This is a genomic window from Idiomarina baltica OS145 (assembly GCF_000152885.1).
Classification (GTDB): domain Bacteria; phylum Pseudomonadota; class Gammaproteobacteria; order Enterobacterales; family Alteromonadaceae; genus Idiomarina; species Idiomarina baltica.
In genome coordinates this window covers 253,345-279,341 of record NZ_CH672403.1, presented here as the reverse complement: position 1 = coordinate 279,341, position 25,997 = coordinate 253,345, and the positions used below count along the sequence as shown (strand labels likewise).

At 46.9% G+C, this 25,997-nt stretch carries 29 protein-coding genes; 13 read left to right on the top strand and 16 right to left on the bottom strand.

What is annotated here, in order from left to right:
* Nucleotides 1-12: 12 nt before the first annotated feature.
* On the bottom strand, nt 13-816 hold the full coding sequence (locus tag OS145_RS02740; protein WP_006954526.1) for a hypothetical protein: 804 nt from the start codon (nt 814-816) through the stop codon (nt 13-15).
* A 72-nt stretch (nt 817-888) separates the two neighbouring features.
* On the opposite strand from OS145_RS02740, the gene OS145_RS02735 reads away from it, so the two are divergent.
* From OS145_RS02735 to OS145_RS02710, 6 genes are all read left to right on the top strand, one after another.
* Nucleotides 889-1,131, top strand: a complete 243-nt coding sequence (locus OS145_RS02735; RefSeq protein WP_006954525.1) for a helix-turn-helix domain-containing protein — start codon at nt 889-891, stop codon at nt 1,129-1,131.
* 29 nt (nt 1,132-1,160) lie between these two features.
* Entirely contained in the window at nt 1,161-2,270 is a 1,110-nt protein-coding gene (locus tag OS145_RS02730) for a hypothetical protein (protein ID WP_006954524.1), read from the top strand.
* Between the two features lie 208 nt (nt 2,271-2,478).
* Nucleotides 2,479-2,757: a site-specific integrase gene (locus tag OS145_RS02725; RefSeq protein WP_006954523.1), complete on the top strand. Its 279-nt coding sequence runs from the start codon at nt 2,479-2,481 to the stop codon at nt 2,755-2,757.
* A 42-nt stretch (nt 2,758-2,799) separates the two neighbouring features.
* Nucleotides 2,800-3,519 carry a YjaZ family protein gene (locus tag OS145_RS02720; RefSeq protein WP_006954522.1) on the top strand — a complete coding sequence of 240 codons (720 nt, stop codon included), beginning with the start codon at nt 2,800-2,802 and terminating at the stop codon, nt 3,517-3,519.
* Nucleotides 3,516-3,770 carry a hypothetical protein gene (locus OS145_RS02715; protein WP_006954521.1) on the top strand — a complete coding sequence of 85 codons (255 nt, stop codon included), beginning with the start codon at nt 3,516-3,518 and terminating at the stop codon, nt 3,768-3,770. Before OS145_RS02720 ends, OS145_RS02715 begins: the two co-directional genes overlap by 4 nt.
* A gap of 347 nt (nt 3,771-4,117) precedes the next feature.
* Nucleotides 4,118-4,804, top strand: coding sequence for a hypothetical protein (locus OS145_RS02710; protein ID WP_006954520.1), 687 nt, complete (start codon nt 4,118-4,120; stop codon nt 4,802-4,804).
* 48 nt (nt 4,805-4,852) lie between these two features.
* On the opposite strand, the gene OS145_RS02705 is transcribed toward OS145_RS02710, so the two are convergent.
* Nucleotides 4,853-7,996: a DUF3427 domain-containing protein gene (locus OS145_RS02705; RefSeq protein WP_006954519.1), complete on the bottom strand. Its 3,144-nt coding sequence runs from the start codon at nt 7,994-7,996 to the stop codon at nt 4,853-4,855.
* A 107-nt stretch (nt 7,997-8,103) separates the two neighbouring features.
* On the opposite strand from OS145_RS02705, the gene OS145_RS02700 reads away from it, so the two are divergent.
* Entirely contained in the window at nt 8,104-8,400 is a 297-nt protein-coding gene (locus tag OS145_RS02700; protein WP_006954518.1) for a hypothetical protein, read from the top strand.
* Here OS145_RS02700 and OS145_RS02695 read toward each other — a convergent pair.
* Nucleotides 8,397-9,299 (bottom strand): sensor domain-containing diguanylate cyclase, encoded by a 903-nt coding sequence (locus OS145_RS02695; RefSeq protein WP_006954517.1) that lies wholly within the window; start codon nt 9,297-9,299, stop codon nt 8,397-8,399. The two genes, OS145_RS02700 and OS145_RS02695, sit on opposite strands and share 4 nt — an antisense overlap.
* 107 nt (nt 9,300-9,406) lie before the next feature.
* Between OS145_RS02695 and OS145_RS02690 the strand changes: the two genes are divergently transcribed.
* Both OS145_RS02690 and OS145_RS02685 read left to right on the top strand, forming a co-directional pair.
* Nucleotides 9,407-9,856: a YaiI/YqxD family protein gene (locus OS145_RS02690; RefSeq protein WP_006954516.1), complete on the top strand. Its 450-nt coding sequence runs from the start codon at nt 9,407-9,409 to the stop codon at nt 9,854-9,856.
* A gap of 80 nt (nt 9,857-9,936) precedes the next feature.
* The gene (locus OS145_RS02685) at nt 9,937-11,163 is read left to right on the top strand and encodes an NnrS family protein (RefSeq protein WP_006954515.1); all 1,227 of its coding nucleotides are present in this window, start codon (nt 9,937-9,939) and stop codon (nt 11,161-11,163) included.
* An 18-nt stretch (nt 11,164-11,181) separates the two neighbouring features.
* Here the strand turns inward: OS145_RS02685 and ppiC are convergent, their stop codons facing one another.
* From ppiC to OS145_RS02655, 6 genes are read right to left on the bottom strand one after another with little or no spacing between them, the layout of a single operon-like run.
* Nucleotides 11,182-11,460 (bottom strand): peptidylprolyl isomerase PpiC, encoded by a 279-nt coding sequence (ppiC, locus tag OS145_RS02680; protein WP_006954514.1) that lies wholly within the window; start codon nt 11,458-11,460, stop codon nt 11,182-11,184.
* Nucleotides 11,461-11,511: 51 nt separating this feature from the next.
* Nucleotides 11,512-11,859, bottom strand: a complete 348-nt coding sequence (locus tag OS145_RS02675; RefSeq protein ID WP_006954513.1) for a VOC family protein — start codon at nt 11,857-11,859, stop codon at nt 11,512-11,514.
* 53 nt (nt 11,860-11,912) lie between these two features.
* The gene (locus OS145_RS02670) at nt 11,913-12,215 is read right to left on the bottom strand and encodes a DUF3240 family protein (RefSeq protein ID WP_006954512.1); all 303 of its coding nucleotides are present in this window, start codon (nt 12,213-12,215) and stop codon (nt 11,913-11,915) included.
* Nucleotides 12,205-15,273 (bottom strand): efflux RND transporter permease subunit, encoded by a 3,069-nt coding sequence (locus OS145_RS02665; RefSeq protein ID WP_006954511.1) that lies wholly within the window; start codon nt 15,271-15,273, stop codon nt 12,205-12,207. The genes OS145_RS02670 and OS145_RS02665 overlap by 11 nt, the downstream gene beginning before the upstream one ends.
* Complete coding sequence (locus tag OS145_RS02660; protein WP_006954510.1) at nt 15,270-16,286, bottom strand: efflux RND transporter periplasmic adaptor subunit; 1,017 nt, start codon at nt 16,284-16,286, stop codon at nt 15,270-15,272. Before OS145_RS02660 ends, OS145_RS02665 begins: the two co-directional genes overlap by 4 nt.
* Nucleotides 16,283-17,455 (bottom strand): TolC family protein, encoded by a 1,173-nt coding sequence (locus OS145_RS02655; protein WP_165477436.1) that lies wholly within the window; start codon nt 17,453-17,455, stop codon nt 16,283-16,285. Before OS145_RS02655 ends, OS145_RS02660 begins: the two co-directional genes overlap by 4 nt.
* Before the next feature lie 94 nt (nt 17,456-17,549).
* On the opposite strand from OS145_RS02655, the gene OS145_RS02650 reads away from it, so the two are divergent.
* Nucleotides 17,550-18,023, top strand: a complete 474-nt coding sequence (locus tag OS145_RS02650; RefSeq protein ID WP_006954508.1) for a helix-turn-helix transcriptional regulator — start codon at nt 17,550-17,552, stop codon at nt 18,021-18,023.
* A gap of 47 nt (nt 18,024-18,070) precedes the next feature.
* Here the strand turns inward: OS145_RS02650 and upp are convergent, their stop codons facing one another.
* Genes upp through trhP form a run of 3 tightly spaced genes read right to left on the bottom strand, consistent with a single transcriptional unit; the run spans nt 18,071 to nt 20,222 of the window.
* Complete coding sequence (gene upp, locus OS145_RS02645; protein WP_006954507.1) at nt 18,071-18,700, bottom strand: uracil phosphoribosyltransferase; 630 nt, start codon at nt 18,698-18,700, stop codon at nt 18,071-18,073.
* A gap of 57 nt (nt 18,701-18,757) precedes the next feature.
* A complete protein-coding gene (locus tag OS145_RS02640; protein WP_006954506.1) occupies nt 18,758-18,946 on the bottom strand; it encodes a 4Fe-4S dicluster domain-containing protein in 189 nt (62 codons plus the stop codon).
* On the bottom strand, nt 18,933-20,222 hold the full coding sequence (gene trhP, locus OS145_RS02635) for a prephenate-dependent tRNA uridine(34) hydroxylase TrhP (RefSeq protein WP_006954504.1): 1,290 nt from the start codon (nt 20,220-20,222) through the stop codon (nt 18,933-18,935). The genes OS145_RS02640 and trhP overlap by 14 nt, the downstream gene beginning before the upstream one ends.
* A gap of 174 nt (nt 20,223-20,396) precedes the next feature.
* Between trhP and OS145_RS02630 the strand changes: the two genes are divergently transcribed.
* The gene (locus OS145_RS02630; protein ID WP_131382117.1) at nt 20,397-21,011 is read left to right on the top strand and encodes a hypothetical protein; all 615 of its coding nucleotides are present in this window, start codon (nt 20,397-20,399) and stop codon (nt 21,009-21,011) included.
* Here the strand turns inward: OS145_RS02630 and OS145_RS02625 are convergent.
* Together OS145_RS02625 and OS145_RS02620 are read right to left on the bottom strand one after the other, a co-directional pair.
* On the bottom strand, nt 21,008-21,721 hold the full coding sequence (locus OS145_RS02625; RefSeq protein WP_006954500.1) for an SIMPL domain-containing protein: 714 nt from the start codon (nt 21,719-21,721) through the stop codon (nt 21,008-21,010). The genes OS145_RS02630 and OS145_RS02625 overlap by 4 nt on opposite strands.
* Complete coding sequence (locus OS145_RS02620; protein ID WP_006954498.1) at nt 21,679-22,773, bottom strand: GGDEF domain-containing protein; 1,095 nt, start codon at nt 22,771-22,773, stop codon at nt 21,679-21,681. Before OS145_RS02620 ends, OS145_RS02625 begins: the two co-directional genes overlap by 43 nt.
* A gap of 231 nt (nt 22,774-23,004) precedes the next feature.
* Between OS145_RS02620 and OS145_RS02615 the strand changes: the two genes are divergently transcribed.
* Nucleotides 23,005-23,454 (top strand): GNAT family N-acetyltransferase, encoded by a 450-nt coding sequence (locus tag OS145_RS02615; RefSeq protein ID WP_083773213.1) that lies wholly within the window; start codon nt 23,005-23,007, stop codon nt 23,452-23,454.
* 24 nt (nt 23,455-23,478) lie between these two features.
* Nucleotides 23,479-23,901: a secondary thiamine-phosphate synthase enzyme YjbQ gene (locus OS145_RS02610; protein WP_006954495.1), complete on the top strand. Its 423-nt coding sequence runs from the start codon at nt 23,479-23,481 to the stop codon at nt 23,899-23,901.
* A 15-nt stretch (nt 23,902-23,916) separates the two neighbouring features.
* Here the strand turns inward: OS145_RS02610 and OS145_RS02605 are convergent, their stop codons facing one another.
* Together OS145_RS02605 and OS145_RS02600 are read right to left on the bottom strand one after the other, a co-directional pair.
* On the bottom strand, nt 23,917-25,005 hold the full coding sequence (locus OS145_RS02605) for an NADH:flavin oxidoreductase/NADH oxidase (RefSeq protein ID WP_006954493.1): 1,089 nt from the start codon (nt 25,003-25,005) through the stop codon (nt 23,917-23,919).
* A 19-nt stretch (nt 25,006-25,024) separates the two neighbouring features.
* A complete protein-coding gene (locus tag OS145_RS02600) occupies nt 25,025-25,879 on the bottom strand; it encodes a type 1 glutamine amidotransferase domain-containing protein (protein ID WP_006954491.1) in 855 nt (284 codons plus the stop codon).
* Nucleotides 25,880-25,997: the final 118 nt, after the last annotated feature.

Sequence of the window (25,997 nt, the reverse complement as noted above, 5' to 3'; positions counted from 1 at the left end):
TTCATCTGCAAGTTAGTGATGACGTCGATAAACTGAAACGGTGCTTAACAATAATGCAGCTAATAAACAGAAAGTACCCCACAACGCCCAATAATCACGTAAGGCTAGCATTGGGTATACTAGAAATCCTGTAAGTAGCAAGGAAGCTACTGCTAATGAAATTGCGACCATGTGTTTGTGTGTTGGTGCGATTGCAGATCCAGCGAGTATAAGTACTGCGCCTAACGCTATATTCTCAGTCGTTACGCGATAAAACTGTCCCCAAAAGGATGCAGTAGAATAGCCATCGCTAGCCATTCCAATGCTTGTCAATATCAGCGCTAGTTGGCTAGCAAGATATGCAGCTGTCACCGCCACCGGAAGCATCAGTATCCAACGAGCTAAATTCAGCCAGTCTATTGGTGAAGAGACTTGGTTAGTACCGGGTATCATTTGAATTGCTTCTTCGGTTTGAGCGGCTTTTTGTTTAAATTCCTTTTGCCACTCTTCACGTTGGCGCTGATAGTCCTCATTCAATATCTGGTGAACCTCATTCATAATGTCATCGAATGGTGTATTTTCGTACTCATCGTCACATAAACCAGGCTCTTCCGGTAAGAATAAATAGTTTTCCCGCACCATTACCCATGCTTCGTGCGCAGGGACTCCCGAGTCTATGAGGCTCTTCATTTCCCGCCAAGTTTGTTCCACTGCATAATCAAGCGCATCTTCCAGCTTGCCCGCTTCATGTAATTCACGAAACCGTGTTGGTTGAAACTCAGCCCAATGCTCTCTTGCTTGTTCTTTCCAAACCGCAGGCTCATACCCATAGCTCATTGATGTTTCCCTCCTTAGCTCAGCCTTGTTCCCGAATTGGGTACAACGCTACTTGTACCTAAGAATGGGACAATGCACAAGACACTTCATAGCCCACAACATCAGCGCTTAGTTGCCTGGCTCAAAAAAGCCAGATGCGACCAAGGCCTCACTATGCGTGATCTGGCAGTAAAGCTGGGAGTTCCTCACTCCTTTGTGGGCAAGGTCGAGCAGGGAGAGCGACGGTTAGACTTAGTTGAGTTTATTCAGTATTGTGAGTGCCTTGGCTTGAAACCAGAGGATGGCATAAAAGTAGTGCGAGGGCCGCTCGGATAATTCAAGTCGGATCGAAAGGAGTCGGTAACATGTTATTTGATGATTATGAACGCACTGATAGTCGTCCGTTGCTTCCGCGAGAGTCTCTATACGCGCTTTACAATCGAAGTGCTAGTGAGGAAATAGCCGCATCGCGGTCGCTTATAGAGCGGTGGTTCAGGAACTTTCCCGATGAGTGTGAGCGTGAAGAGTTAAAGGCTAAATTTCAAAGTGGTGAAAGCGAACATTTTTACTCCGTCATTTTTGAACTATATCTAGCATCTCAGATGCTTGAGCGCGGCTTTCATCTCGAGATACATCCAGTCTTGCCTAACGACAATGGTCGTCGACCAGACTTTTTAGTTACTGACCAGAATGGTGAACAGTTTTATATTGAAGCGTCAGTAGTTATGAATGCCAGTGGGTTACCAACGAATCGACAAATCGAAGATTTTCTTTTAGAACTGGATCAACGACCACACCCCAATTTTATGATTGGTATCTCATATGAGGGAGAGCCTGCTGTTCCGCCTAGTGCTGTTCAGGCCGCTAATCATATTCATCGTTGGCTTGATAATCTCGATTTTGAAGTGTGTGAGAAAACTTTAAGAACTGCTCCAGAAAGCCTGCCCAGAACAGAGTGGGAGGATCGCGGCCTGACCATAAAGGTTGAGGCCCTCCCAATACGTCAGAATCAAGAAGATATTAGAGAGAATCGCTTAATCGGCATGGGTTCGATACAAGGTGGCGTTTTAGACAGAAAGACATCATTAATAAGAAAGCTAGGCAAAAAATCAAAGCGATATGGTGAACTCGATAAACCGTTTATTATTGCTGTGCAAACGATAGATCTCCCAGGCAGAATAGAGGACGATAATGTAGATGCTCTCTACGGAACTTCGACGATGAGGGCTTGGGATAGTAGTGTTTACCGGGCAAATGATGGTTTTTGGCAGTTGAGAGAGCAGCAGCTAAGTAAAAGAGGTGTTTCAGGCGTTTGGATAGTAGACAGATTGAATTTGCATGCTTTAGAAAGCGTTCAGTCGATGCGATACTTATGTCCCGAGCCAACCCACCCGGTACCTAACAGCCTCTTGCATTACAGACATGCAGTCTTGAACGAAGACCAAGTTGAATATCATGGCGAAGACTTCATCTGAAGCTGTTTGATTGGTGACTAAAATGGTGACAATGCAACGCCTATTTCAATCATTCGTCATAACTATCATATACATAAGTAGTTTATAAATATTCAGATCCAAAACATCGAGTAGGTCGCGCCTTTGGCGCGACTCCGCCTATCCCAACCATCTCCTAGCGGTTTAATGATTCGTCCACGACGACGGCATTAATCGTGTAATCAACAAAATGTGTGGCAACGAACAAGGCCGCAAACGACCCGGCCCTAATTTGATGGGTGATATCGCGCATTTTACCGTGCACGATTTACGACGCACTTTCCGCAGCCAAGTGTCAGCATTAGGTTTCAGTGGTGCTGTTGGTGAGCGGGCCATAAACCATAGTCTGAAAGGCGTGGAAGGTATTTATGACCGTTATGATTACTACGAAGAACGGCGGCAGGCGCATCAGAGGATTGCTGATGTAATTGAGCCGCTGGTTTGGGTAGGGTTTGATGGTAAACTATAGCCGCATAAGATCATTGGAATACATGAAGGTAGGGAAGCTATTGTGACGATCCATGATGGAGTCAGTGATATAAAGATTGTCGAAGATGGTAGAGAGGCGTCTTATTCGCTTGAACACCTGTGGGATCTCGTCGTCACTATTCCGAATTTTCACTTCGAGGATGGAAGAACGGATACTGTTGAAGTTTTTGTCCGACCAACCAACCATGTATACAGTCGTGCCCTAAAACCGGAGGAAGACCGTAACATCCTAAGACAGACCGGACGATTAATAATTAGATATGAGCATCATGAGGATGCACCAAATAAGATCAAAAAAGGCGATGATGGTAATCCAGTTGTGTCATCAGATGTACGCGCTTTTTGCGAAGAGAAATATCAGTCGAGTCTCAACATACCTGATTTTGTCGATGCACTTGAAGCCGGTCCAGCCAAGCTATGCGTTTTAGCTAACCGAGACGATGACAGAAGTTGTTTAACAGCGTTATTTGAGTTCGAGCACGGGCCGCAACAAAAAGAGTGCTTCGTAGTCATTTTCAAATTACATAAGCTAAGTGCTCGTCAGCTGTCAATGGTTATAGAAACCGCATTTTTGATAGATGGAGATGACTTTCGCGTGCACTTGTTAAACTCCAAGGACAAAGGAAAACCGTTTTTCGTTATTGCAAATAATGTATTCGCTAACCGAAAGCCGTTTGAAGGGAAGGCAAAAAAGCGAGCCAAGAAAAGCTATAAAAAAGCAAAAAAGAAACGCCAAAAATGAAAAAACCTCGCCAAAAAGGCGAGGTTTCCAATAGTTTTTCCGAGATCCCTATTTCTGGATTACCCAGTTATCTCTGTCTTGCAGAGCGCTGGCACCTGAATCGTCAGTTGACTCATCAGTACAGTTATCCAGCGGGAGGCAGGGTTTTTAGAAGTGTAAAACTTCGCAATCCGAACGATCCTGCTCTTACTATAAGTAATGATAAAACATTTGGGATGCTTATGTGGTATGACCAGTTGATTTTCTATTGACAGATCGGATACAGATATACGAGGGGCTAACACTTTCAGTGTGAAGTATACCATAGTAGATGACTTGCTTGGCAAGAGTGAATGTGAAACGAAGTGCAAATCCTGCCAATCTTGGATAAGCAAATCTATATACAAGTTTCATAGGTCAAATCTTGCATATAGGCCGGTTAATGCAAGTTTCAATGACTAAAATCTATGTATATGCATTTGTCGAGCCTTTGACAGTACATTGCATATTCGCAACTTGAGCGTAAAATAGAACGCAACATAGCCGCCACGCTTAGTGCTCGAGAGGGTAACGCGAAACCTTGGCGGTTTTTCTTTTCTTCAAGCTATCAGTAAAGCAGATGAAGCTCAAATTCAGTATCTCAAATCAACTCACCAAGCTATGTAAACTGGAATTGCCCCGGCTTACTGATGTGAACGGAGAAAACCCTGGTGTACAGCCAGTGGTAACAAACAGCGTGCAATGTGGCTGGCAATTTCATGTCGTGCGCGATGAGCTTTGTTGGTTGGTGTTTGCGATGGAATCTTATAGCCGCTATAGCATTGTCATGCCCTACGTATTAAAACCGGTCTGGACTGAAATTGCGCGGGATTTTGATGCGTTATGGTTAGAGCATATTTTGGCGTGGTTTCGTATGGGTGATTTTGTGCGAACAGATCCACAAATTGCTGAAGTCGTGCGGCAATTTAACACGAAACCGGTAGCAGAATACCATCGCAACTTAGATATGAGCATTAACGGCCATCTAGCCGATGCAAAGCTTTGGCTAGAAGCTTATAAACGCGATGTTAAACCACGCCTATTCGATAGCGAACACGCCTGGCACTTTTGTGAAATGCTTAATCAAGAAGCAAAACGAGTGAACAAACAACGCCGTAAAAGTGCGGAGTTTGTACCTCTTGAACGATTCTTATACGACAACCTGTACCGGTATGCGAAAGGACTCTGCGACGGTCCTATCCCGGGAACCAAAGAAGGTGACTTTCCCAATCCGCATAAACAAGGACCGGACTTGCGGTTGGTTTGATTTGTCGCGCCTTTGGCGCGACTCCGCCCAAACTCACCAACCACACCATCACCTAACTACCGAAAATTCTTGAAATAGATGAGCAGGTAAAGGGTGTGCAAGGCGCCATGTGATGCTCATTGGGGCAGCGCCTTCGTGTTTAACAAATTCCACAGGCCCACAAGGTCTATAAGGAGAGTCCTTGTTCAAACGCACGAACAGTTGAAACTGCCAGCCTTCTTCAGCTCCTTGTATATAGCGGAGTCCCGCTGCTGTTGCTGGCCCTGTCGTATTTTGAGATTGCCAATGAAATAGCTCGGGGCTTATTGCGTAGTCGTTGTACTCGACGCCTTCATGCAATGCATTTGATTTATCTAAGGTTACGAACAAAGCTTCAATTTTCCGTTCGAAGTCGCGCCACACGCCAGCTTGGAAAGGGCTGTAGCGGGTCTCAGTATAGTATTCAAATGCGGTTAATATCTCTCTAATTTTGTAGCTACTGTGTAGCTTCAAGCCGGTCCACTTAATGCCCGGTATTTCATAAAAGCTTTGATTAGTCCGTGCGTCCAAGGCATCACTGAGCTCGATGAGCTCTTTTGCAAGTTCAGGACATTCATTGAGTTCTGTTTGTAGCTCGGCAACAGACTGTGTAGAGCGACCGCCTTTTACCTGATATGTAAACATCAACGCTCTTTTATATTGGGGTGAGGTTGGTGAAATACTGACGTGTTGTCCAAGCTTTCTAATAACATCAATATAGTCAGGGTCATCGAGATGCAGTACATCTTTAAAGCGTCGATTGATTGACGTTTCTTGTGCAGTAAATGCGGGTGAGATAATTTCTGCATCACGCTTGAGGCGTGTCCAGCCCGATGCGGTTTGCCCGCTACCTTTACGGTAAATGTCAGTTAACTCAATCGCTTGATCATTAACGAAATCCGTTAATTTTATTTCGTCTTGTGGGTGGCGCAGTTGATATTGGACAAGTTCTTGCCTTAGGCGATTCCAGCTTAGATTGATTGTTTGCCGTAAATTGGTCAGGATTTGCTGACGCGCTTGCCGATTCATTTGCAAATAACAACCGGGCGGTAAGCGCGAAAATCCATTTTCCACACCGTCGAGAACTTCTTTTTTACTTAATCCTGTAATCGCACTGTATAAAATATCGAACCGGAAATGAGTATCGTATTGACCTACAAAGTCGAGGATGAGACAACTCTCTTTACCCTCGAATAATCGTAATCCTCGCCCAATTTGCTGTTGGAATAGCGACACACTTTGTGTTGGTCGCAGTAAAAGGAGCGTATCGACATAGGGTAAATCGACTCCCTCATTAAAGAGGTCAACGGTTACGATGATATTAATGTCTCGCTGCTCTAGCTCTCTTTTGATTTGTTCGCGTTGACTTTGTGGGGTTTCGCCGGTGAGTAGCTTGGCTTTAACGCCCTTATCACAGAAGTAGTGAGTCATGAACTGGGCATGCTGCACTGAAACACAGAATGCCAGCGCTCGACAGTCGCTGATGTTGTTCACGTGTTCTTGCCAAGCTCGAAGGACTGCAAGTGCTCTTATATCACTTTCAGATAATAGGTTATCAAGCTGTGAGCGTTCATTAGCTGAGCGCCAATTTATACCTCGATAGTTAACTCCGTCGTCGCATGCATAATATTCAAATGGCGCTAACAGTTGCTGTTCTAGCGCATGCCATAAACGCAACTGTACAGCAGGTGAACCATCAGGTCGGGGATCGAAATGACGCATGATATTCAATCCGTCCGCACGCTCTGGCGTTGCAGTTAAACCGAGTAGGTATTTAGGCGTTAGTGCTTCTGTGATGCGCTGGAATGAGGCCGCTTCAATATGATGACACTCATCGATAATGACCATATTCCAATAGTTTTCATCGTGTCGTGTTGTGTAATCGCGCGAATTCAGTGTTTGTATCGTGGCAAACAGATGCGAGTCAGAGTCAGGTTGGTGGTTTCCCGAGAGTAACTCACCAAAATTAGAGTCTCGTAAAACGTGACGAAATACTTGTAGAGACTGCTGTAAAATCTGTTCTCGATGAGCAACAAACAATAATCGAGGCTGTCCGCCTTCTTGTGAGCAGATCCGCCGATAATCTAAAGCGGCCATAACGGTTTTACCCGTACCGGTCGCTGAGACTAACAAGTTTTTGTAACGTCCGTGGTCTCGCTCATTTTGTAGTTGATCGAGGATAATCTGTTGGAATGGTTTAGGCCGAATGTCAAAGAAAGTGGTAATGATATCGGCATTGTATTCTGGCTTGCCGCTCTCGCGCGTCAGTGCTTTTTTGAGTTCAGCTTTGTGTGTTTCATTATTAGGATCGTAAAGTTGAAACTCTTCATCCTGCCAAAGTGTTTCGAAGTGCGCACGGGCGCGTTGATATAATTGCTTCTGACCCTGTTCGGTGAACTTAACCGTCCACTCTAAGCCCCCCATCAGTGCCGCTTTAGAGAGGTTTGCACTACCGACGTAAGCGGAACCAAACCCTGTGTCTCGCTCAAATATCCATGCTTTTGCGTGTAAACGAGTACGGCGTCCATCCAAAGACACTTTAACCTGGCAATTGGGTAGTTGAGCTAACATATCGACTGCGGACTGTTCAGTCGCGCCGATGTACGTCGTGGTTATAATTCTTATGCTGGTCTGCGAACGTTGTTCGGCGTCTACTGCGGTAATTTCCTTGAGGATATTAATGATTTTTCGTATACCTGACATGGTGATAAAACTCATCAAAATATCAACGTGATTGCAGTGCGAAAGCTCCGCTTGTAACTCATTGAGTAATCCTGGCGAGTCTTTTCCTGATGTAAACAACCAAGGTTGCGACATACCTATTTGCGGTAAACTTAATGGCTGATCAGGAGAATGCAGAGCACGCAAGACTGAAGGTGGATTTAAGTAAGTCGGTGTGTTCGTCTCAGTTTGGCTGAGCTGTCGAGCAGTGAGTAACACTTCATTAAGAACTTCGATTTGCCGTCTTAACCTGGCATCGTTAGCAGACTCATTTTCTTGAGTTTGGGTAGTGAGCTCAGAGAGCGCTTGGGCGATTTGTTCAGTTAGAACTTCTGCTAAATGGCGACTGCTGGTGGTGAGGTCAAGCTCCTCGCTTACCTCTGTATAGCCCGACTGATCAATAGCTTCCTGTAGCTCTTCGCTTTTGAGTAGCTCGTAAAATCCCTTTTTCATTACCATGGTCCTTTGAGCCCAATACTTAAGCATCTCAAGATGCCAGGTTTGTCGGGCTTGGGCAAGATGGTTAGAATGAACTCATCATTTTTGCATAGCGACCAACCATGCCCCCAAAACACAAACACACCGAACGTGACATTATTCGAGCGCTGACCGAGGTCTGCGAGGATGCCAAGGTTGAGCATGAGGGCTTCGTGTGGCTCACGCACGAGGTGAACTATCAGCGTTTTCCACAGAGATTAGTGGTGACCTTGGTGTTTGATGAGTATGTCAGTGAGTCATCTATGCTAGCGGCTTTGGCCGCGTTAGTGCCCGAAGTGCAGCGCGCGTTGAAGCCGATTGTGGGTGGTGATTTGCCTGCACGTCAGATTGAGGCGCGCTACGAACACACGATGCATTAGCAGATGATGCTTGCCGAGTTTCCTCCTCGCCGTTTGGCGTTATACATGGCTTGATCGGCGTGATGTAGTAGTTGCTCAATGCTATGACCGTGTTCCGGCCACATGGCCACGCCAATGCTGGTAGTAATGGCTAACGATCCATGCTTCATGATGTGGGGTGGCTTTAATGCAGCCTGGATCTTATTAACCACCTTATCAATCGCACTATCGAGTTGTCGGGTATGCGAAGCATCCACCAACACCACAAACTCGTCTCCACCCAAGCGTGCTGCGGTATCGGTATTACGGATCGCGGATTGAATCCGAGTGGCGACTGCTTTTAATAGTTCATCGCCCGTAGCATGACCGTAATGGTCGTTAACCGCTTTGAACTTATCGAGATCGAGGTAGAGTATACCTAGCCCGCCGGCATCACGCTCTGCACGCGCTTGTGCGGTACGCACGCGGTCATAAAATAACGCCCGGTTAGGGAGTTGAGTCAGGGAGTCGGTGAGCGCCATGTGCTCTAGCCGCTCGATCAGTGCTTCGCGTTCGTGTTCCAACGCTCGCTGTGCAGTGACATCGCGTGCCACACCAATACGCATTTGGTCTTTTTCGGACCAGCGTGCTGTCCAGTGCAAATAAATTACAGAGCCGTCTTTGTGTATGTAGCGATTTTCAAAATGTAGCACGTCCCCTCCATTATTGACCTGCTCGGCACGCAACAGCGTCTCGGCATGATGATCCGGGTGCATAAAGTCAAACATTGAACGGCCAATCATTTCTTCAGGCTCATAACCAAATACGCGTTTGGCGCCTGGGCTGAGGTAACTAAAGCGGTGGTCTGGATCCACAACGCAAATGGCATCAAGGAGCAGATCCATATATTCTGCAAGGGCTGCAAATGCAGGTTTATTCATAAGCCGCCTTAGATTTTGTTAGTATGATTGTTCTAAAACCTTATGTTTGCTTAGATTAGCCCGTCTGTCTATGCTTTCCATCTTTTATTAGTGAGTGATGAACGGATATGAATATTTGGGTGGACGCCGATGCGTGTCCGGCGGTCATAAAAGAGATTTTGTATCGCGCCGCTGAGCGCAAGCAGGTGCCGCTTATTTTGGTCGCTAACCAAGCGTTGCGCGTGCCGCCCTCTAAGTTCATTCGCTCAGTGCGCGTGGAGTCGGGGTTTGATGTGGCGGATAACGAAATTGCTGAACGCTGCGAGGCAGGTGATTTAGTGATCACCGCAGATATCCCGTTGGCGGCGGATGTGATCAAAAAAGGGGGGCAAGCGCTGAGCCCAAGAGGCGAACTGTACACCAAAGAAAATATTGGTGGGCGTCTTAATATGCGCGATTTTATGGATACCATGCGCAGCAGCGGTGAACATACCGGAGGTCCTCCCCCTTTGCATGCCCGCGATAAAATGGCGTTTGCGAACCAACTCGACCGGATTTTGACACAGCTCACTCGCTAATCTATTTCGACTGGCTTTAAAATACATTTTAAATGTATGATTACTCTATAGGGCTAAAATAGCCAAACAAGGAGTAATCCATGCAAGTGACACAAATGGAACAGGAAATGCGCCTGACGCCGCTACTGCGCCAGGCATTTCGACCTTTCTTTTTATTCGGCGCTAGCTTTAGCATTGTTGCGGTTGGTCTGTGGATAGCGATGCTTGGCGGCTGGGTCTCACTACCTGTCTACGGCAATATACTGTTTTGGCACGCTCACGAAATGCTATTTGGGTTTGTTACTGCAATTATTCTCGGTTTTTTACTAACCGCAGTACAAAACTGGACCGGGCAGCGCGCTACTCATGGTAAGACATTGTTTGTTCTCGTCATGCTTTGGAGCTTAGCAAGGTTGGCGTTGCTGTTTGGTGCCTATTTGCCTGCACTTGCCGTCGTCCTTATTGATTTAAGCGTAATGCCAATAGCGGCGCTGTTGTTTGCGCGTCTGTTGCTTAATGTGAATCAAACCCGTAACTTATTCTTTGTGCCTATTTTACTGTTACTCACCGCGACAAATGCGATGATGCACGCAGGACTTTGGTTTGAGCAGTATGCGTGGCAGGTACAGGGCGCTTATGCTGCGGTCTTTCTAATTACCCTGTTGATGAGTGTGATCGGTGGGCGTGTCATACCCATGTTTACTGCAAATGGTACCGGTACTGCTCGGGTAAGCGCTTGGGCTTGGTTAGAACGTGCTGCTTTGGGTTGCTCGTGGCTGATCGCGGCGATGTTTTTGTTCAGCCTAGATAGAGTGGTATCGGGCGCTGTGCTTGCCTTATTGTTTGCGTTCGCCTGTGTGTTCCACACTATCCGCTGGTTGCGCTGGCGCCCATGGATAACTTGGCGCGTGCCGTTAGTATGGTCCCTGCATGGCGCTTATGCGTTTATTCCTGTTGGGTTGGGCTTGCTTGCTATCTATTACGCGCAAAGTGCAGGTTTATTAGCAACTCATATTCAGCTTGCCAAAAGTACAGCACTGCATGCGTTAACCGTCGGTGCAATGGGTAGCTTGATTTTGGCGATGATGGCACGTATCTCACTCGGCCATAGCGGACGCCCTTTAAAATCTAAACCCGTGATGTCTGTTGCGCTCTTGCTAATAGTACTGGCTGCGTTAGCCCGTGTTGTGGGTATTGTGGTGATGCCCGAGGCTACGTTCAGTTGGTTATTGGTTGCGGCACTGGGATGGATGTTGAGCTATGGTTGTTTTGTTGGTGTGTATCAGAACATCTTGCGAAGCCCCAGAGCGGATGGCCGCCCTGGGTAATTACTCATATAGTGCGGTTTAGCCGCGCGAGAGTGTTTTAATAAGATGGTAACCAAATGCGGTTTTAACGGGACCATGTACTTCTAGTGTCGGTTGACCGAATACCACCTTGTCAAAGGCAGGTACCATTTCACCGCGACGGAACTCGCCTAAGTCGCCACCCTGTTTGCCTGACGGACAGAGTGAATGTTTACGCGCTAAGTCGGCAAATTTTGCGCCGTTAGCGAGCTGCTTTTTTAGCTCTTCGGCTTCGGGCTTGGTTTTAACCAAAATGTGTAATGCATGCGCACGTGCCATGAGATTTCTCCTTTACTGATACTTTCATCAGTTTATCACAGCTTGTACGGACTACTCCGACCAAACCGCATATTCATTGCCGCTGGGGCAGGTGAAGTGAAATCGATGACCGCCTGGAAAGCTGAAAATGGGCTTAATGATTTCACCGCCTGCTTGTTCGACGGCATGTAGACTCTTTTGTAAGTCGGGGCTGTACAGTACCACTAATACGCTGCCTTGTGCCGTTTGTGCTTTTAGAGGCGCACTGTAAAAGCCACCATCAATGCCGGCATTTTTGATAGCCGCGTAATCGGGACCATAGTCGATATACTCCCAACCGAAGGCGTCATTGAAAAACTGCTTAGTTGCGGCGATATCGCTTGCAGGCATTTCAATATAATTAATTTTAGTGGTACTCATTCTTGGCTCCTAAGCAACCATGGCATCTAAGTGTAGCCCATAATTGTGAGTGCTCAAATTAAGTGCCCCATTGCCTCAATAGGGTGCAGGGTGAACCGAATGGGCTCTTTAAAGTTGAGTCTTTGCAAGGCGGCTCTTATTTCGGTGAGGTCGTGTTCGTTACACACGACCTCGGCCGCTAACATCCGTCGGGCGCCGCGGATTTGTTCGGCAATATCGTAGCGTTCGTGGCGACGACTGAAGCCATCAATCTCATATAGGCTAAAGCCCGAAAGAGCGTCTATTTGTAATAGGCAGTCGACCACATCTGCTTTTTGCTCACGACTAAAATACAACTTTAGCAGTTTACTGTTCATGGTAGTGCTTCCTATTTGTGATTTGATAGAGCGCCGGTAATAACAACAAGGTCGCCAGCGTCGCGGTCACTAGTCCACCGATGACCACGGCGGCGAGCGGACGTTGAATCTCGGAACCTGGACCGGTAGAGATCAAAAGGGGAATAAGCCCAAATATCGCCGTGATGGCTGTAATTAATACCGGCCTTAAACGGTCGGTTGCGCCAGCGATCACGAGCGAGGACAGGTGCGAGAAGTGTATTTTGGTTTGCTCAAAGTGGCTGACCATAACGATCCCGTTAAGAATCGCCACTCCCATCAATGCGATGAAACCTACGGATGCAGGCACAGACATATATTGACCGCTAATCCATAGTGAAATAGCACCGCCACTTAATGCGAACGGTATATTCGTGAGCACGATCGCGGTTAACCCAAGTGAGCCCATCGAAGTAAACAAAAGTATGACAATCAGCAACAGTGCAACAGGTATTACCATCAGTAGATTGGCGCTGGCACGCGCTTGGTTCTCGAACTCACCGCCATATTCGACAAAGTAACCGGCAGGTAGCTCAACCTGCTGCTCAATAAGGCTTTGTAGTTCATTTACAAACCCAACGACGTCACGATTTTCAACGTTCGTTGTAATAAGTGCATAACGGTGACTATTTTCGCGCTCGATAATGGCTGGACCTTGCTCGAAACTGATAGTAGCGACCTCGTTAAGTGGCACGGCTTTACCTTGTTCGGCAATAATTGTGAGCGAGTTGAGTCGTGTCACAGCTTGGTATCCGGAACGTTCACTCTGTGAGCCGAACACAATAGGTGTGCGAATTCTTCCATTCACCGCTTCGCTGACCGAGTAGCCACTTAATTGTGAGTGGATAAATTCGCTAAAGGCACGCTTTGAAATGCCATAGTAATTCAGCTTTTGCATATCAGGAACGATACTTAGAAACTGCGCACCGGTTATTACGCTTGCCTGCACATCGACGGCACCCTCAACATCGCGTGCCGACGCAACAATTTCATCGGTCAAACCTGCCAATGTGTCCATCTCATCGCCGAACACTTTAATTGAAACTGCACCGGTGCTGCCCGTTAGCATTTCCGAAATACGCATTTGAATCGGCTGCGTCACGTTCACATTCATGCCAGGGTAACCTGATACAACTTCACGGATGGCATCAATTAAGGCTTGTTTATTGTCAAAACGCCACTCATCTCGTGGTTTCAGCTCCATAAACACATCGGTCTCATTTAATCCCATGGGATCAAGACCCAGTTCATCAGACCCTGTACGTGCGACAATTTGCTTAATTTCAGGGACTTGTTCTAGTAGTGCGTTTTCGACTTGCGTATCAATGGCTATCGACTCGCTGAGTGACAAAGTGGGCGCCTTTTCAAATTGTACGATAATATCGCCTTCATCCATGGTCGGCATAAATGTCTTACCGACCATGATGAAACTTAAGGCGCTCAGACCAAACAGGACTAAAAAACCCGTGATCAACAAAGGTTTGTGAGTTAATGCGCTATTGAGTATTACACGGTAGCTTGCCTGCAATCGTTCTAACATCTTATTGCGGCGTTTATTAGGACGCATCATCAATGAGGCGAGTGCGGGTATCAAGGTCAATGCGGTAACAAGTGATGCTGCAATAGCGATGACAATTGTGAGCGCGACTGGCGAAAACAATTTGCCTTCAAGGCCTGTCAGCGTCAATAGGGGTAGAAACACGAGTACGATAATAATGGTTCCACTGACTACTGAGGGCGCAACCGATAAGCTTGCTCGATAAATTTTATGCAGGATCGGCAAGTTTTTCTCTGAGTTGAGTTCGGTTTCAACTTTCTCGGTAATGACGACGGATGAATCGACAATCATACCGATGGCAATAACTAACCCGCCCAAGCTCATCAAGTTGGCTGATAAGCCAATCTGACGCAAGCAGATGAATGTAATGAGCGCTGCGATAGGAATGGACAGCGAGACTAAGATAGACGCGCGTATATTTCGTAAAAAGAACACCAATACCGCGATGACCAATACAATAGATTCCATCAACGCATCAGAAATTCCGGCAATCGCTGTATCGATCAGGCCTTTACGGTTATAGAAAACATTGATGTCAGTGTGTTGCGGCAAGCTGCTTTGTAGTTGTGTGAGCTTATCTTTAACAGACGCGACTACAGCCGCTGCATTAGCGCCTTTTAAGCCAACCACTAAGCCTTCTACCGCCTCTTGACCGTCTTTGGTGATGGCGCCAAATCGCGGTAAATAACTCAATGAGACTTCGCCAAGCTGTTCGAGTCGGTAGACATCGCCATTGGTATTTTCCACGCTCAGTGCGGCTAAATCGTTTAATTCAACGATACGGCCAGAGACGCGAGCACTAAAGGTTTCGGTGCCCAGTGTGACGCGTCCTAAGTTACCGACTTGATTGGCTTCCTCCAAACGTGTCTTGATGGTATCTAATGACACCTTAGCTTCGCTCAGTTTGATGGGATCGGGACTGAACTGAAAAGTCCTTACCTTGCCGCCTAAATTAGTCACATCCGCTACGCCCTCTACTGTACGCAACGCAGGGCGAATGACCCAGTCGAGTAAGTGTCGCTTTTCACTGAGCGTGAGGTCGGGGTTTTCAACAGTGAACATAAACATTTCACTTAATGGTGTACTCATGGGCGCAAGTCCACCTTGTATACCTGCGGGCAGCGCATCGCGCACGGCGGCAAGCTTCTCTGCCACTTGTTGGCGCGCCCAATAAATGTCAGTGCCTTCCTCAAAATCTAATGTAATTGAAGTGATACCGTATTTAGTTGTCGAACGTAAGATGGTCTGGTTAGGAATCCCCAGCAATTCGGTTTCGATTGGGTGCGTGACTTGATTTTCTACCCGTTCTGCGGCCATTCCGGGAGCTCGCAAGATAATTTTAACTTGTGTCGGTGATATCTCTGGAAAGGCATCCACCGGGAGTTGCCGAAATGATTGTATTCCCGCCGCTATGATGAGCAAAAAGGTGATAAAAACGAATAGTCGGTTTTTTAATGAGAAACTGAGCAATTTAGCAATCATTGCTGCGCCTCCTCGCGACTATCGATTATACCTTTAAGCGCAGCGACAGAATGAGTCACGATGGGATTATCGAGCGATGTGGAAGCGGCTACATAGTAATCTTCACCTTCAACGGCGCTTACGCTAACTGGAATCGGATGAATGGTTTGTTTATCAACACTAAAAACGACAGGTTCGCCGTTTAATGATGACACCGCTGAGCCAGGTACTTTGAATGCGTTTGCGATGTTACGGAGCGGAACTACACTCATTCGTTGGTAGAGTGTAAATGTGCTCTCTGTTAGCGGCGATGACCACAGTGTGGTAAAGCCATTTCGTGTCGATTGCTCTCGATAGTCAATAGTGAATCGTTCGCCTTGAACGCTGATGTGGTGCACCGACGATGCAAGTTCATTGGGCGCTTGAACGGCAAGGCGTATTTCAGACCTATCAATGACGTAACCAATTCGCATGTCATCGGCGTCTGATTGCCATACGCCGTCGATGGGTGCCTTTAGTTCTGCGCTATCATCGGCGAGTTGATGGAAGCGCGATAAAAGAATTTTAATTTCATGCATTTGATCCGACAGACGGAGGTATTGGTCTAAAAAGTTTTGCCAATCATCAGCTGACAAGGCATTGCGTTGGTATAAACTGTACTTACTTTTATGCTGTTGTTGAGCAACGTCGTATTGTGCTTTTACCGTCTCGAGACGGTGAAAAAAGTGTTCGACAGACGGGCCCGTGATGGTTGCAATGCGTTGACCTAAATTAACGCGAGTACCATCCGTCACTGCAAATTGGACATGTGCGTTCTCGAACGGATTCGCAATCACTAAATGCTTCTGGGTCATCGGTTGGTAAGTCGCCAATAGCGGTGCTCCTGGTACCATATCAGCAACTTCCGGCTGCTGTAGCCCAAGCTCATAGTTCTTAAGTGCTTCGATAGAGACTGCTGTTTGTGCAGATACTTGCGTTGAACTCAACGCCACTAGTATTAAAAGAAATGAATAACCAAGGGTACGACGGTTCATAAAGAGACTCCCTGAGCTTGATTGAGTTGTGCTTTGGCCATCTGAAGCTGTACTTGCGTGAGTTGGAAGAACTTCTGATAGTTGAGTTGTTCTATCAGCCGCTCGATGTACATTTTTGTATCAATTTGGTGTTGTCGATATAGCGCGTCGAGCTCATCGAGTGCTTGCGAACTGATAGAAGCATTTTGTTTCGCCAGCTCAACTTGTTGTTGTAATTGTTGATACTGACTTCGGCGCTGGGCGATTCGGGTTTGAATGTCGATCACGGTCGTTTTTAAGCGGGTATTGATATCAGATTGCTCGCGCTGCAACGCATCAAGGTCGAGCGACGAAAGTGTCCGAGAAAATGTTAAGGGTATCGCGAGTCCGACCCCGAGCTGTGTTTCTGTTCCTGCGACTGAACGAATATCTTTAACACCGGCCGTTACGCGCCAGTTACTTTGACTCGCGGCATTATTTTCGGCGTTTAATAGCGCAAGTTGCCATTGTAATTCAATCGCTTGAACGCTCGGGTGCGTCAGATTCGACGAGTCCGAATTAGGTTCTTCTAGGGTGTCGGGCAACTGAGCTTGACCCGTGTATTGCTGCCATAGCCGATAGAAATGCTGTAACTCGACCTGCTTTTTATTGAGCTCAACGTTATAGCTATTAAGGCGCTGCTCAATAATGAGTTGCGCATACTTAGGCGATTGCTTTTGCTGAACTTGAAGCTCGACAGTCGCCAGCATTTTATTGAGTGCATCGATAGTGTGCTTTATAAAGCGTTGCTCGACCTCAGCTTGTTGAGTTTCCCAAAACAGTTGACGAATTGTGCCAGATATCCACAAGTCGATTTGTTGCTGTTGAACAACATGGTATTGATGACTCAATTGTTTTGATGACTGAAGAAGTTCATGTTGCTTGGGTGTGAGAAACGCAAATTCAAATAATAGTTCAGTTTCATCACTACCTATCGCATTATCTTGGGTCTGCCAGCGCATAATAGAGGCGGTGATGGGTTCTGCTAACCAACTCCGTGTGTTGAAGGTTTGTAAGGTCGTAGGATCATGTTCGAGAATATTCGACCGAGCGTAATCTACGAGGTCATTCGCAAAAGCATTGTTCAGAAAAAATAACGCACTCAGCGAAACAAAAATTTTCGGTGCTTTGATGCGGGTAAAAGACATCATCAACTCCATCGGTTAATATCAACACATAATCTAGGGTTTTTATGATGAAAAGACATCGGACACATGTCCTATAACAGCTATAGCAGGGGGATTTATGACAATTGACCGATTGTTGATGGTCGTTTTTTTGTTGATTGCAGGGGCCAATGTGTCGGATGTTGTAGCTGACTATAAAATGGAAGTGGCAGTTTGGCATTTGATCGTTGAGGGGATTACCGTCGTCATTTCTATTATCGCTTTCATCGTGCTCTGGCGTCGTGTTATTCGCAGAAACAATGAACTGGCGCATTTACGCACTGCGTTGATAAAGCATCAAGAAAGTGCAGATGCGAGAGAGGAGGCCTCCTACTCAACGGTAAAAACTTGGTTTAATGAATGGAAGCTTTCGCCGAGTGAGCAAGAGGTCGCTGTATTGATGATCAAAGGGCTGACATTTAACGAAATTGCGGAAGTCAGGAGTACGAAGGAAAAAACCGTGCGACAACAGGCATCCGCCATCTATGCGAAGTCTGGTTTGAGTGGTCGCAATAATTTATCAGCGTGGCTGATCGATGCATTACTTAATTGATGACTGCTAAAGTGTCAGTGCTTTAGCAGTCTCTTTGTTTAGCTCGGTTAACGGGTACCAAAAATTTTATCCCCGGCATCGCCCAGCCCCGGGATGATATAGCCCTGTTCATTGAGCTTTTCATCGAGTGATGCAGTAAAAATTCGTACATCGGGATGTTTGGCTAATACGGCTTCAACGCCTTCCGGTGCCGCCACCAACACGAGTACGCGAATGTCCTTACAGCCTTGTTGCTTGAGCATGTCGAGGGTGGCAATCATACTGCCGCCGGTAGCGAGCATCGGGTCGATAACGAGGGCGATGCGCTGGCCGATGTCGTTAACGAATTTATCGAAATAGCTGACGGGCTCTAACGTTTCCTCATTACGGTATAAGCCGACAACACTAACTTTTGCGCTGGGGATGAGTGTGGTAACGCCATCCAGCATCCCCATACCCGCGCGTAGAATAGGGACTACCGTGACTTTTTTACCTTTAAGTTGCTCGACCTCAATAGGTGTTTCGTTCCAGCCCTCAATGGTATGTGGCTCCAGCATAAAGTCACTGGTCGCCTCGTAGGTGAGTAACGTACTGATTTCATTAGCAAGTTCGCGGAAGCTCTTGGTCGAGATCCCGTGTTTACGCATTAATCCAAGCTTATGCTGTACAAGCGGATGCTTAATGACCTGTAATCCCATGGCGATGCCCCTTTATTCATGTTCTTGGCGGCAAAGCATAGCAAATTTCGCTGTTTTTTACTTGCCGATGTCCACTGCATCGACCGGACACACTGCATAACAGCTGGGCTCAGGATAGAAACCTTCGCATTCGACACATAACGACTGCTTAATTTCGTAATGCTCGTCACCCATCTCGATCGCTTCGACCGGGCACTCAGGTACACACATATCGCAGTTGATGCAGTCTTCGTTAATGGTGATCATGCTCGCTCCTTTTTATCAGAAAACACATGGCTCTATCTCCTGAGTCGATAGCGACTTCAGCAGGAACATAGACTTGATAACCCGAGCCCGGTGCACGTAAAAGAGGCGTTCCCTTGTTATCCACAAGCTCAGTGACTTTAAGTGGATAGTTACCTTTGGGCGTGATGAGTAAAAGTTCATCGCCCACCGAGAATGCATTTTTTACATCAATAAGGTAGGCATCTTGGTTGTCGCTTGCGAGTAACTGACCGACAAGTTGCTCTTTTCCTTCACTATGAGCGCGTTCGTAGTTCTGCAGTGACTGTGCGCTGTGACGTTGTAAGAAGCCATGAGTAAAACCACGGTTCGCCATGCCATCAAGCGCATTGAGCAGGTGCGGGTTGAATGGCTTGCCCGCTACGGCATCATCAATGGCACGTCGGTAGACTTGGGTTGTACGTGCGACGTAATAGTCGGACTTGGTCCGGCCTTCAATCTTCAGTGAGTGAACACCCATTTGCGTCAGCGGTTCGACTAAATCAACGGCACGAAGATCTTTGGAGTTCATCAGATAACTGCCATGAATATCTTCATCCAGTAGCATGGGCTCATCGGGACGTTGAGGATCGGCGACTAAGATGGGGTCCGGTATATATTGGCCGACTTCGTCTTGCTGTGCAGGTTGCGTGTGGTACTTCCAACGGCATGCGTTGGTGCATGCGCCTTGGTTGGGATCACGTTTATTGGTGTAACCGGAGAGTAAACAGCGACCCGAATAAGCCATACATAGAGCGCCGTGGACGAACACCTCAAGCTCCATATTAGGCACGTGTTCGCGCATTTCTTTGATCTCTTGCAAAGACAGTTCGCGTGATAGGATCACCCGCTCGATGCCCTGTTGTTGCCAGAACTTGAGTGCCGCCCAGTTCACTGTATTCGCTTGCACAGATAAGTGCAGTGCTTGTTCAGGGAAGTGCTGACGCAGCAACATCACGATACCCGGATCTGAGACGATTAATGCATCAGGTTGTAGAGCAACCACCTGAGCCATGTGTTCAACAAACTGCGTCAGTTTTGCGTTATGCGGAGCGATGTTGACCACGACGTAGAAGCGTTTACCTAGTTTGTGGGCGTAGTCGATAGACTCACCTAAATTTGCCAACGTAAAGCTGTTGTTTCTTACCCGTAAGCTGTAGCGTGGCTCGCCCGCATAAACCGCATCTGCACCGTAGGCAAAGGCGATTTTCATGGCGGTGGGGTTACCGGCTGGCGCGAGTAGTTCGGGGCTTTTATACATCGACATAGTTTAAGGTGCTGATCCAGTTACGTGCGGAGCTAAATGCTCGCAGGTTACTGCTAAATGCCTTATCACGCGTTGATGTGAATCAATAAACTGCCGATGTGAGGCGCTTGAGATGGGGTCGAAAGAGTGCTAATGATAAACAAAATAAATAAACTTTGGTTATTTGTAATGAGTCGTTTCGTTCAGTTCTTATTGGTTAGTGTTATGTTGGTACCTATTGGTGCGAAAGCGGCGCAAGCCACATGCATTGAAGACAAGGCAGCGCTGCTTGAGTTAGATTTTATGAGTTTTGACCAAGACTTTGAAGGGGGCTGGCGCGCCGTTGCCGATACACCTGGTTGTAAGCCAGAAGCGGTTAAACTGATTGAGGCGTATCAACAACAACGAACTGACTTATCGGACGGTATGAAGCACACGCTCCGTTTACATCAAGCTCAGCTGCATGCGGAGTTGGGTCACAATGAGGCGGCGATTGCTTTATTTAGACAGAGTTATAAGCCGGACGAGCAGGACCGTAGCGGGTGGAACCCCTATATGGATGCGACCATTGCATTTATTAAAAAGGACAAACCGAAACTGGTTGATGCAATAGCGCGTCTAAAAGCCGTTCCGCGCCCCGAGGGGTTTGATCCACGCGATGCTGAAGGTAATCCGATTGAAGTGCCGTGGCCACCTAACTTAACTATTGTTGAATCTTATCTGCGATGCTTCGATATGAATTATGTTGAAGTGAATGTCGAGGGACAATGCCCTCGACCTAAAAATGATGAAACGGCTGACTAGTCGGATAGGTAATATTCAACCGTTGAGACGACACGTACTTTTTTAAGGTGTGGATTATGACGATCTCGTTCTTGAATACTGAATAGGCCTTGGCGGGCATCTTTTATCTTGCCGAGCTCGCTATTGCTATCTTCGGCGAACTTCTCTGCCACTTCGCGTGCGTTCTTAGTGGCTTCTTCTATCATTTCGGGTTTCACATCGTTTAATCGGGTGAATAGGTATTCGGGTTGCGCTTGGTAATCGTCGGTAGATAGCACCATACCTTGTTTACCTAATTCCGATAGCGAACTCATCATGTCGCGTATTGTTTCGACGCGCGTTGAATACACGGTAATGGTTTGGGTGGCGGTATAGCGAAACTCAGCCGGTTGACCTGAGCCATAACGTTGTGCCGACTTATCGGTGATCGAGGGAGCTGCGACGGAAATCTCATCGGCTTTAACCCCTTTACCCTTTAGAAATTCGGTGACTTGCTGCTTGCCTTGTTCAATAGTTTGATAAATATCCGAAAGCTGATTGCTGGCAGCGGTAAATTGAATCGGCCAAATGACGGTGTCGGCAACATACTCGCGTTCAGAGAGCCCTTTCACAGTGACACTGCGATCCATTGATCGAAAGTCGGTTAAGCCTTTTGAAAAAAATGTACCAAGTACCCCACAACTGACGATCAGTCCGATGGCGATGATGATGCTGTTTTTGGTTTGCGACATGAAGCCTCCGATTCGAGTTCGACCCAATTTCTACCAGCTTCCTTGCCGCGATATAGCGCGTCATCCGCACGCTTTACTAATGTATTGACCGAGTCATCGGGTTTGAGTTCACTCACTCCGATGCTAGTAGTCAATTGAATGTTCTCATTTATAACTGTGTGCCAGGGATATTTTGCAATTGCTTTGCGAATGCGCTCAGCAACTTGCGCGGCGTGATTTAAGTTTGTTCGTGGTAAAAACACCAAAAACTCCTCACCCCCCCAACGAGAAACTTTGTCATGATCGCGTACGGTGTCGCGTAAAATATCAGCAGTAATGCGAAGTACCTTATCGCCGACTTCGTGCCCATGTGTATCATTGACTGATTTAAAATGGTCAAGGTCGAGCAACAAAACAGAAACGTTGCGTTGTTCGGCGTGTTTATTCTGTAAGGCTCGTTTTAATAACTCCGACATATGTCGGCGATTTCTTAATTTGGTTAATGGATCGGTGGTTGCGTAGAACCTGAGTTGGTCATGAGTTAAATTGACCTTATTTAGGTAATACAGTGCTAAGTAACCAAACATTATAAACACTACCGTCAGATTAAAAATATGAACCCCGACGACAGCGGTAGCATTGATTGGCTGCATAGCAGGATAGTACCAACTGAATAAATCAAGGCTAAGATAATATACCCACAACCCTAATAGCGTTAACACTGCGGGCTTGAGGCTCATGCTGACAAATATGGCGGGAACAAACATTAATAAAAAATAGTGGAAGCCACTGTCCCATCCGATCATGAGCGTACCGAGTGCCGAGTGGTAGAGCACTTCTAACCAAATAAGCGATATGGCTAGCATATTTTTGCGCTGACCGAATGCCCAATATGCAGTAAGATACATTGCAATACTGAGTAAATTGACCCAGGCAAGGATGGGCGAATTAAGTATCAAAAAAATGAAGAAAAACGCGACATCGATTGATGCAGCGATAATGCAACACCGTTTCGCAACTTGCCAAAACTGCGGGCGCTTAGGTGAGAGCGCACTGAACGCTGACAATTCCATGTCGTAGCCAGATCCCTATGTAAAAAAGCGTAGTGTAATGTTACAGCATGCTGAATGTAACATTTTATTTCAACCTAGTGTTAATAATATTTAAGGTTGCTCGGCGCAAATTGAGGTCTTTTCAACGCGTAAATGGGCGATTTCAGTTCATGATGTGTTCAGTCTGAGGATGCGCTTATTGGCATTGTTTATTTTTCCCTTATAGTTTTTCTAAACAACGAAAAGGAATTTATGATGCTTCAGCCCGTTACACTTACTCAATTTCATGACATATTTTCGTGGCCAACAACCTCGAACGATCGTCTCTTTTGGTTGGGTCCAAATGTTGATGCAAATAGTCCCATAGATGATGTTTGGGCGCGCTTAAAATGTGACGAACGACCGTCTCTGGGATTTTGGTACGACAATAAGTTAGTTGGTTTTGCACAATGTTATGAAAAGCACGAGGGTGCAAGACACATTGCATGTTTGATTGTAAACCCACAGGAGCGAGGTAAAGGGTTAGGGCGCCTATTCGTGCAGGAGTTACTTGATTACGCTTGGCAACATCCTGACGTTGAGCATGTTACATTAAACGTATTGCCAGAAAATCATCGCGCATTGAATCTATATCGCAGTTTAGGGTTTGTAGAGCAGACCAATAGCGATCCACAGATGGTGCCTATGCGTTTAATGCGCTAGTACACGCTTATTTTTGAGAGTTCTATGCACGTACAACAATTTGAGTTAACGCTGCCTGCCTTTAATCGAGGCTTTCACTTAATCACTGATCGCGTAGAGCGGTTATTAGCGGAAAAGTGCCAATTATCGACTGGCCTCGTGCATGTGTTCATTCAACATACCTCGGCTTCATTGACGATCAATGAAAATGCCGATGCGACCGTGCGGGGTGACTTTGAACGCCATTTCAACGAGATGGTGCCTGAGAATGCGCCCTACTATGAGCATACCTACGAGGGACCTGACGATATGCCAGCTCACTTGAAGTCGAGTATTCTGGGCGCGAGTGTGACTGTACCATTAACACACGGGCGTCTTAATATGGGCACATGGCAGGGTATCTACTTGTGTGAGCACCGTGACCGCGCCAGCAGTCGAAAACTGGTGCTCACTGTACAAGGTGTTTAAGCTTTGAAAGTGAGCTTAATACCGTTCTAACCAATGCGCATAAGGGGCGGGTAATACCCAAGACGGCTTCTCAACACGCAATGCTTTAGCAGTATCGTAAGGCCAGTGTGGGTTCGATAAATGTGCACGGCCAACCATCACCAAGTCTAACTGACCTTGTGCGACGGTGTGTTCTGCCAGCTGTGGTAAATCGATTCCCCACGCCGATGCAACGGGAATATCCGCGGCGTTTCTGATGCGTTCAGCAATCGGCGCCATAAAGCCCGGTCCCCATGGAATATTGGCGTGCGGCGTTGAGAAACTGATACTGACGTTTAAAAAATCCAACCCTTCTGCTTTGAGTAACTCAGTTAACTCAATCGACTCTTGCAACTGCTCCTCGTCATTGCCATCAAATTCGATAACACCAAAACGTGCAGTTAGCGGGAAGTTATCGGGCCATACGGCTTTGACCGCCCGGACAGTTTCGACTAAGAAGCGTGCGCGGTTCTCAAATGACCCGCCATACTCGTCAGTACGCTGGTTAGCGTGTGGCGAGAAAAAGCTTTGACCAAGGTACCCATGAGCAAAGTGCAGTTCTAACCACTCGAACCCTAAGTCGCGAGCACGCTCTGCGGCAGCAACAAAGTCATTTTGCACACGCTTGATATCTTCTAACGTCATTTCTTTGGGTTGGCGAGGCAGGTTCGCACCAAAAGCGATTGGTGAGGGCGAGAGCGTTTCCCAGCCTCGGACGTCCTCTTCAGCAATATGGTCGTCGCCGTCCCATGGACGGTTGGCACTTGCCTTCCGTCCCGCATGACCAATTTGAATACCCGCTACCGCACCGGCGGCTTTTATGTTGTCGACAATCGGCTGCATCGCTTGTGCCTGCTCGTCATTCCACAACCCGGTGCAGTTCGGGGTGATACGTCCTTCAGGAGAAACTGCGGTCGCCTCAACAATAACTAAGCCCGCACCACCGCGCGCTAAGCTGGTGTAGTGACTGAGGTGCCAATCGTTGACCACGCCTTCTTCTGCCATGTACTGGCACATCGGAGGTACGGCAATACGGTTACGCAAACGAACATCTTTTAACTCAAATGGTTGAAATAAAGCTGACACGCTAAGTACTCCTTGTTGATTACTGCGCTTGTTCTAGTTGCTTAATTAATGCTTCTGCTAGAACTTTGTCGGAAAAAGGGTTCTGACCGGTAATCAGTTCGCGGTCGATAACGACGTTGGGCTGCCACGCTTCGGCTTGTTTGAGATTCGCGCCTGCGGCTTGCATCGCAGCGGCTGGGTAATAACGGATTTGTTTGCCATTAAGTGAGCGCTCGAAAACTTGTTCTTCTGGGGTCGAGAAGATAGTCATGTTATAGCCCTCGTAGATCCAATCTTGCGCTTGTGATTGACTACCTTTCGCAAATTGGTCAATAAACTGTGTCGGCATTTGCTGTGGTGACAGCAGCGCAATAGGGCCGTGGCAAATTGCGGCGGTAGGCTTTTGTTGGTTGTGGAAATAAGTCAGTAGCTTACCGACTTCAGGATTACCGACCAAGTCAATCAGAGGTGCATGACCGCCAGGTATGAATAGACCATCAAATTGGCTCAAATCACTTTTGAGTACGTCGGCGAGTTTGTGGGTATCGTTAATACCATCAAGGTTAGCGATGACTTTTTGAATGCGCTGCATTTCTTGCTCATCGCCGCCGAAATATTGTGTATCGACAGAACGTTGGTCGACCCGCGGTGCGTTACCTTTTGGAGTGACCAAAACGAGCTCGTAGCCCGCTTGCTGAAGCGCATCAGCCGGTACACCAAATTCGTTCAGGTAGTATCCCGTTGGATATTGGCTGCCATCAGCAAGTTCCAATTGTGTTTCACTGGAGAGTAAAACGAGCACCTTGCCTTTGCTCGCCACCGCTGCTTGGCAAAACAGCAATACTGCACCTAAAGTGGCAGTGAGGAAGAGTGACTTGATAAAACCGGTTGTCATAAAGCCTCCAATAAAGGCGTAAATTTTGATGCGCGTATAGTAGCGTGTGTACTATCATTCGATAACAAGAAAAAATCTATTTGACCCATCGAAAAAATGAATAGCGAATGAATTTATA

Bases quoted from the DNA above. Each gene is read 5' to 3' on its own strand.
- OS145_RS02740 (WP_006954526.1), bottom strand. From the start codon at position 816: ATGAGCTATGGGTATGAGCCTGCGGTTTGGAAAGAACAAGCAAGAGAG.
- OS145_RS02735 (WP_006954525.1), top strand. From the start codon at position 889: ATGCACAAGACACTTCATAGCCCACAACATCAGCGCTTAGTTGCCTGG.
- OS145_RS02730 (WP_006954524.1), top strand. From the start codon at position 1,161: ATGTTATTTGATGATTATGAACGCACTGATAGTCGTCCGTTGCTTCCG.
- OS145_RS02725 (WP_006954523.1), top strand. From the start codon at position 2,479: ATGTGTGGCAACGAACAAGGCCGCAAACGACCCGGCCCTAATTTGATG.
- OS145_RS02715 (WP_006954521.1), top strand. From the start codon at position 3,516: ATGAAAAAACCTCGCCAAAAAGGCGAGGTTTCCAATAGTTTTTCCGAG.
- OS145_RS02710 (WP_006954520.1), top strand. From the start codon at position 4,118: ATGAAGCTCAAATTCAGTATCTCAAATCAACTCACCAAGCTATGTAAA.
- OS145_RS02705 (WP_006954519.1), bottom strand. From the start codon at position 7,996: ATGAAAAAGGGATTTTACGAGCTACTCAAAAGCGAAGAGCTACAGGAA.
- OS145_RS02700 (WP_006954518.1), top strand. From the start codon at position 8,104: ATGCCCCCAAAACACAAACACACCGAACGTGACATTATTCGAGCGCTG.
- OS145_RS02695 (WP_006954517.1), bottom strand. From the start codon at position 9,299: ATGAATAAACCTGCATTTGCAGCCCTTGCAGAATATATGGATCTGCTC.
- OS145_RS02690 (WP_006954516.1), top strand. From the start codon at position 9,407: ATGAATATTTGGGTGGACGCCGATGCGTGTCCGGCGGTCATAAAAGAG.
- OS145_RS02685 (WP_006954515.1), top strand. From the start codon at position 9,937: ATGCAAGTGACACAAATGGAACAGGAAATGCGCCTGACGCCGCTACTG.
- ppiC (WP_006954514.1), bottom strand. From the start codon at position 11,460: ATGGCACGTGCGCATGCATTACACATTTTGGTTAAAACCAAGCCCGAA.
- OS145_RS02675 (WP_006954513.1), bottom strand. From the start codon at position 11,859: ATGAGTACCACTAAAATTAATTATATTGAAATGCCTGCAAGCGATATC.
- OS145_RS02670 (WP_006954512.1), bottom strand. From the start codon at position 12,215: ATGAACAGTAAACTGCTAAAGTTGTATTTTAGTCGTGAGCAAAAAGCA.
- OS145_RS02665 (WP_006954511.1), bottom strand. From the start codon at position 15,273: ATGATTGCTAAATTGCTCAGTTTCTCATTAAAAAACCGACTATTCGTT.
- OS145_RS02660 (WP_006954510.1), bottom strand. From the start codon at position 16,286: ATGAACCGTCGTACCCTTGGTTATTCATTTCTTTTAATACTAGTGGCG.
- OS145_RS02655 (WP_165477436.1), bottom strand. From the start codon at position 17,455: ATGATGTCTTTTACCCGCATCAAAGCACCGAAAATTTTTGTTTCGCTG.
- OS145_RS02650 (WP_006954508.1), top strand. From the start codon at position 17,550: ATGACAATTGACCGATTGTTGATGGTCGTTTTTTTGTTGATTGCAGGG.
- upp (WP_006954507.1), bottom strand. From the start codon at position 18,700: ATGGGATTACAGGTCATTAAGCATCCGCTTGTACAGCATAAGCTTGGA.
- OS145_RS02640 (WP_006954506.1), bottom strand. From the start codon at position 18,946: ATGATCACCATTAACGAAGACTGCATCAACTGCGATATGTGTGTACCT.
- trhP (WP_006954504.1), bottom strand. From the start codon at position 20,222: ATGTATAAAAGCCCCGAACTACTCGCGCCAGCCGGTAACCCCACCGCC.
- OS145_RS02630 (WP_131382117.1), top strand. From the start codon at position 20,397: ATGAGTCGTTTCGTTCAGTTCTTATTGGTTAGTGTTATGTTGGTACCT.
- OS145_RS02625 (WP_006954500.1), bottom strand. From the start codon at position 21,721: ATGTCGCAAACCAAAAACAGCATCATCATCGCCATCGGACTGATCGTC.
- OS145_RS02620 (WP_006954498.1), bottom strand. From the start codon at position 22,773: ATGGAATTGTCAGCGTTCAGTGCGCTCTCACCTAAGCGCCCGCAGTTT.
- OS145_RS02615 (WP_083773213.1), top strand. From the start codon at position 23,005: ATGATGCTTCAGCCCGTTACACTTACTCAATTTCATGACATATTTTCG.
- OS145_RS02610 (WP_006954495.1), top strand. From the start codon at position 23,479: ATGCACGTACAACAATTTGAGTTAACGCTGCCTGCCTTTAATCGAGGC.
- OS145_RS02600 (WP_006954491.1), bottom strand. From the start codon at position 25,879: ATGACAACCGGTTTTATCAAGTCACTCTTCCTCACTGCCACTTTAGGT.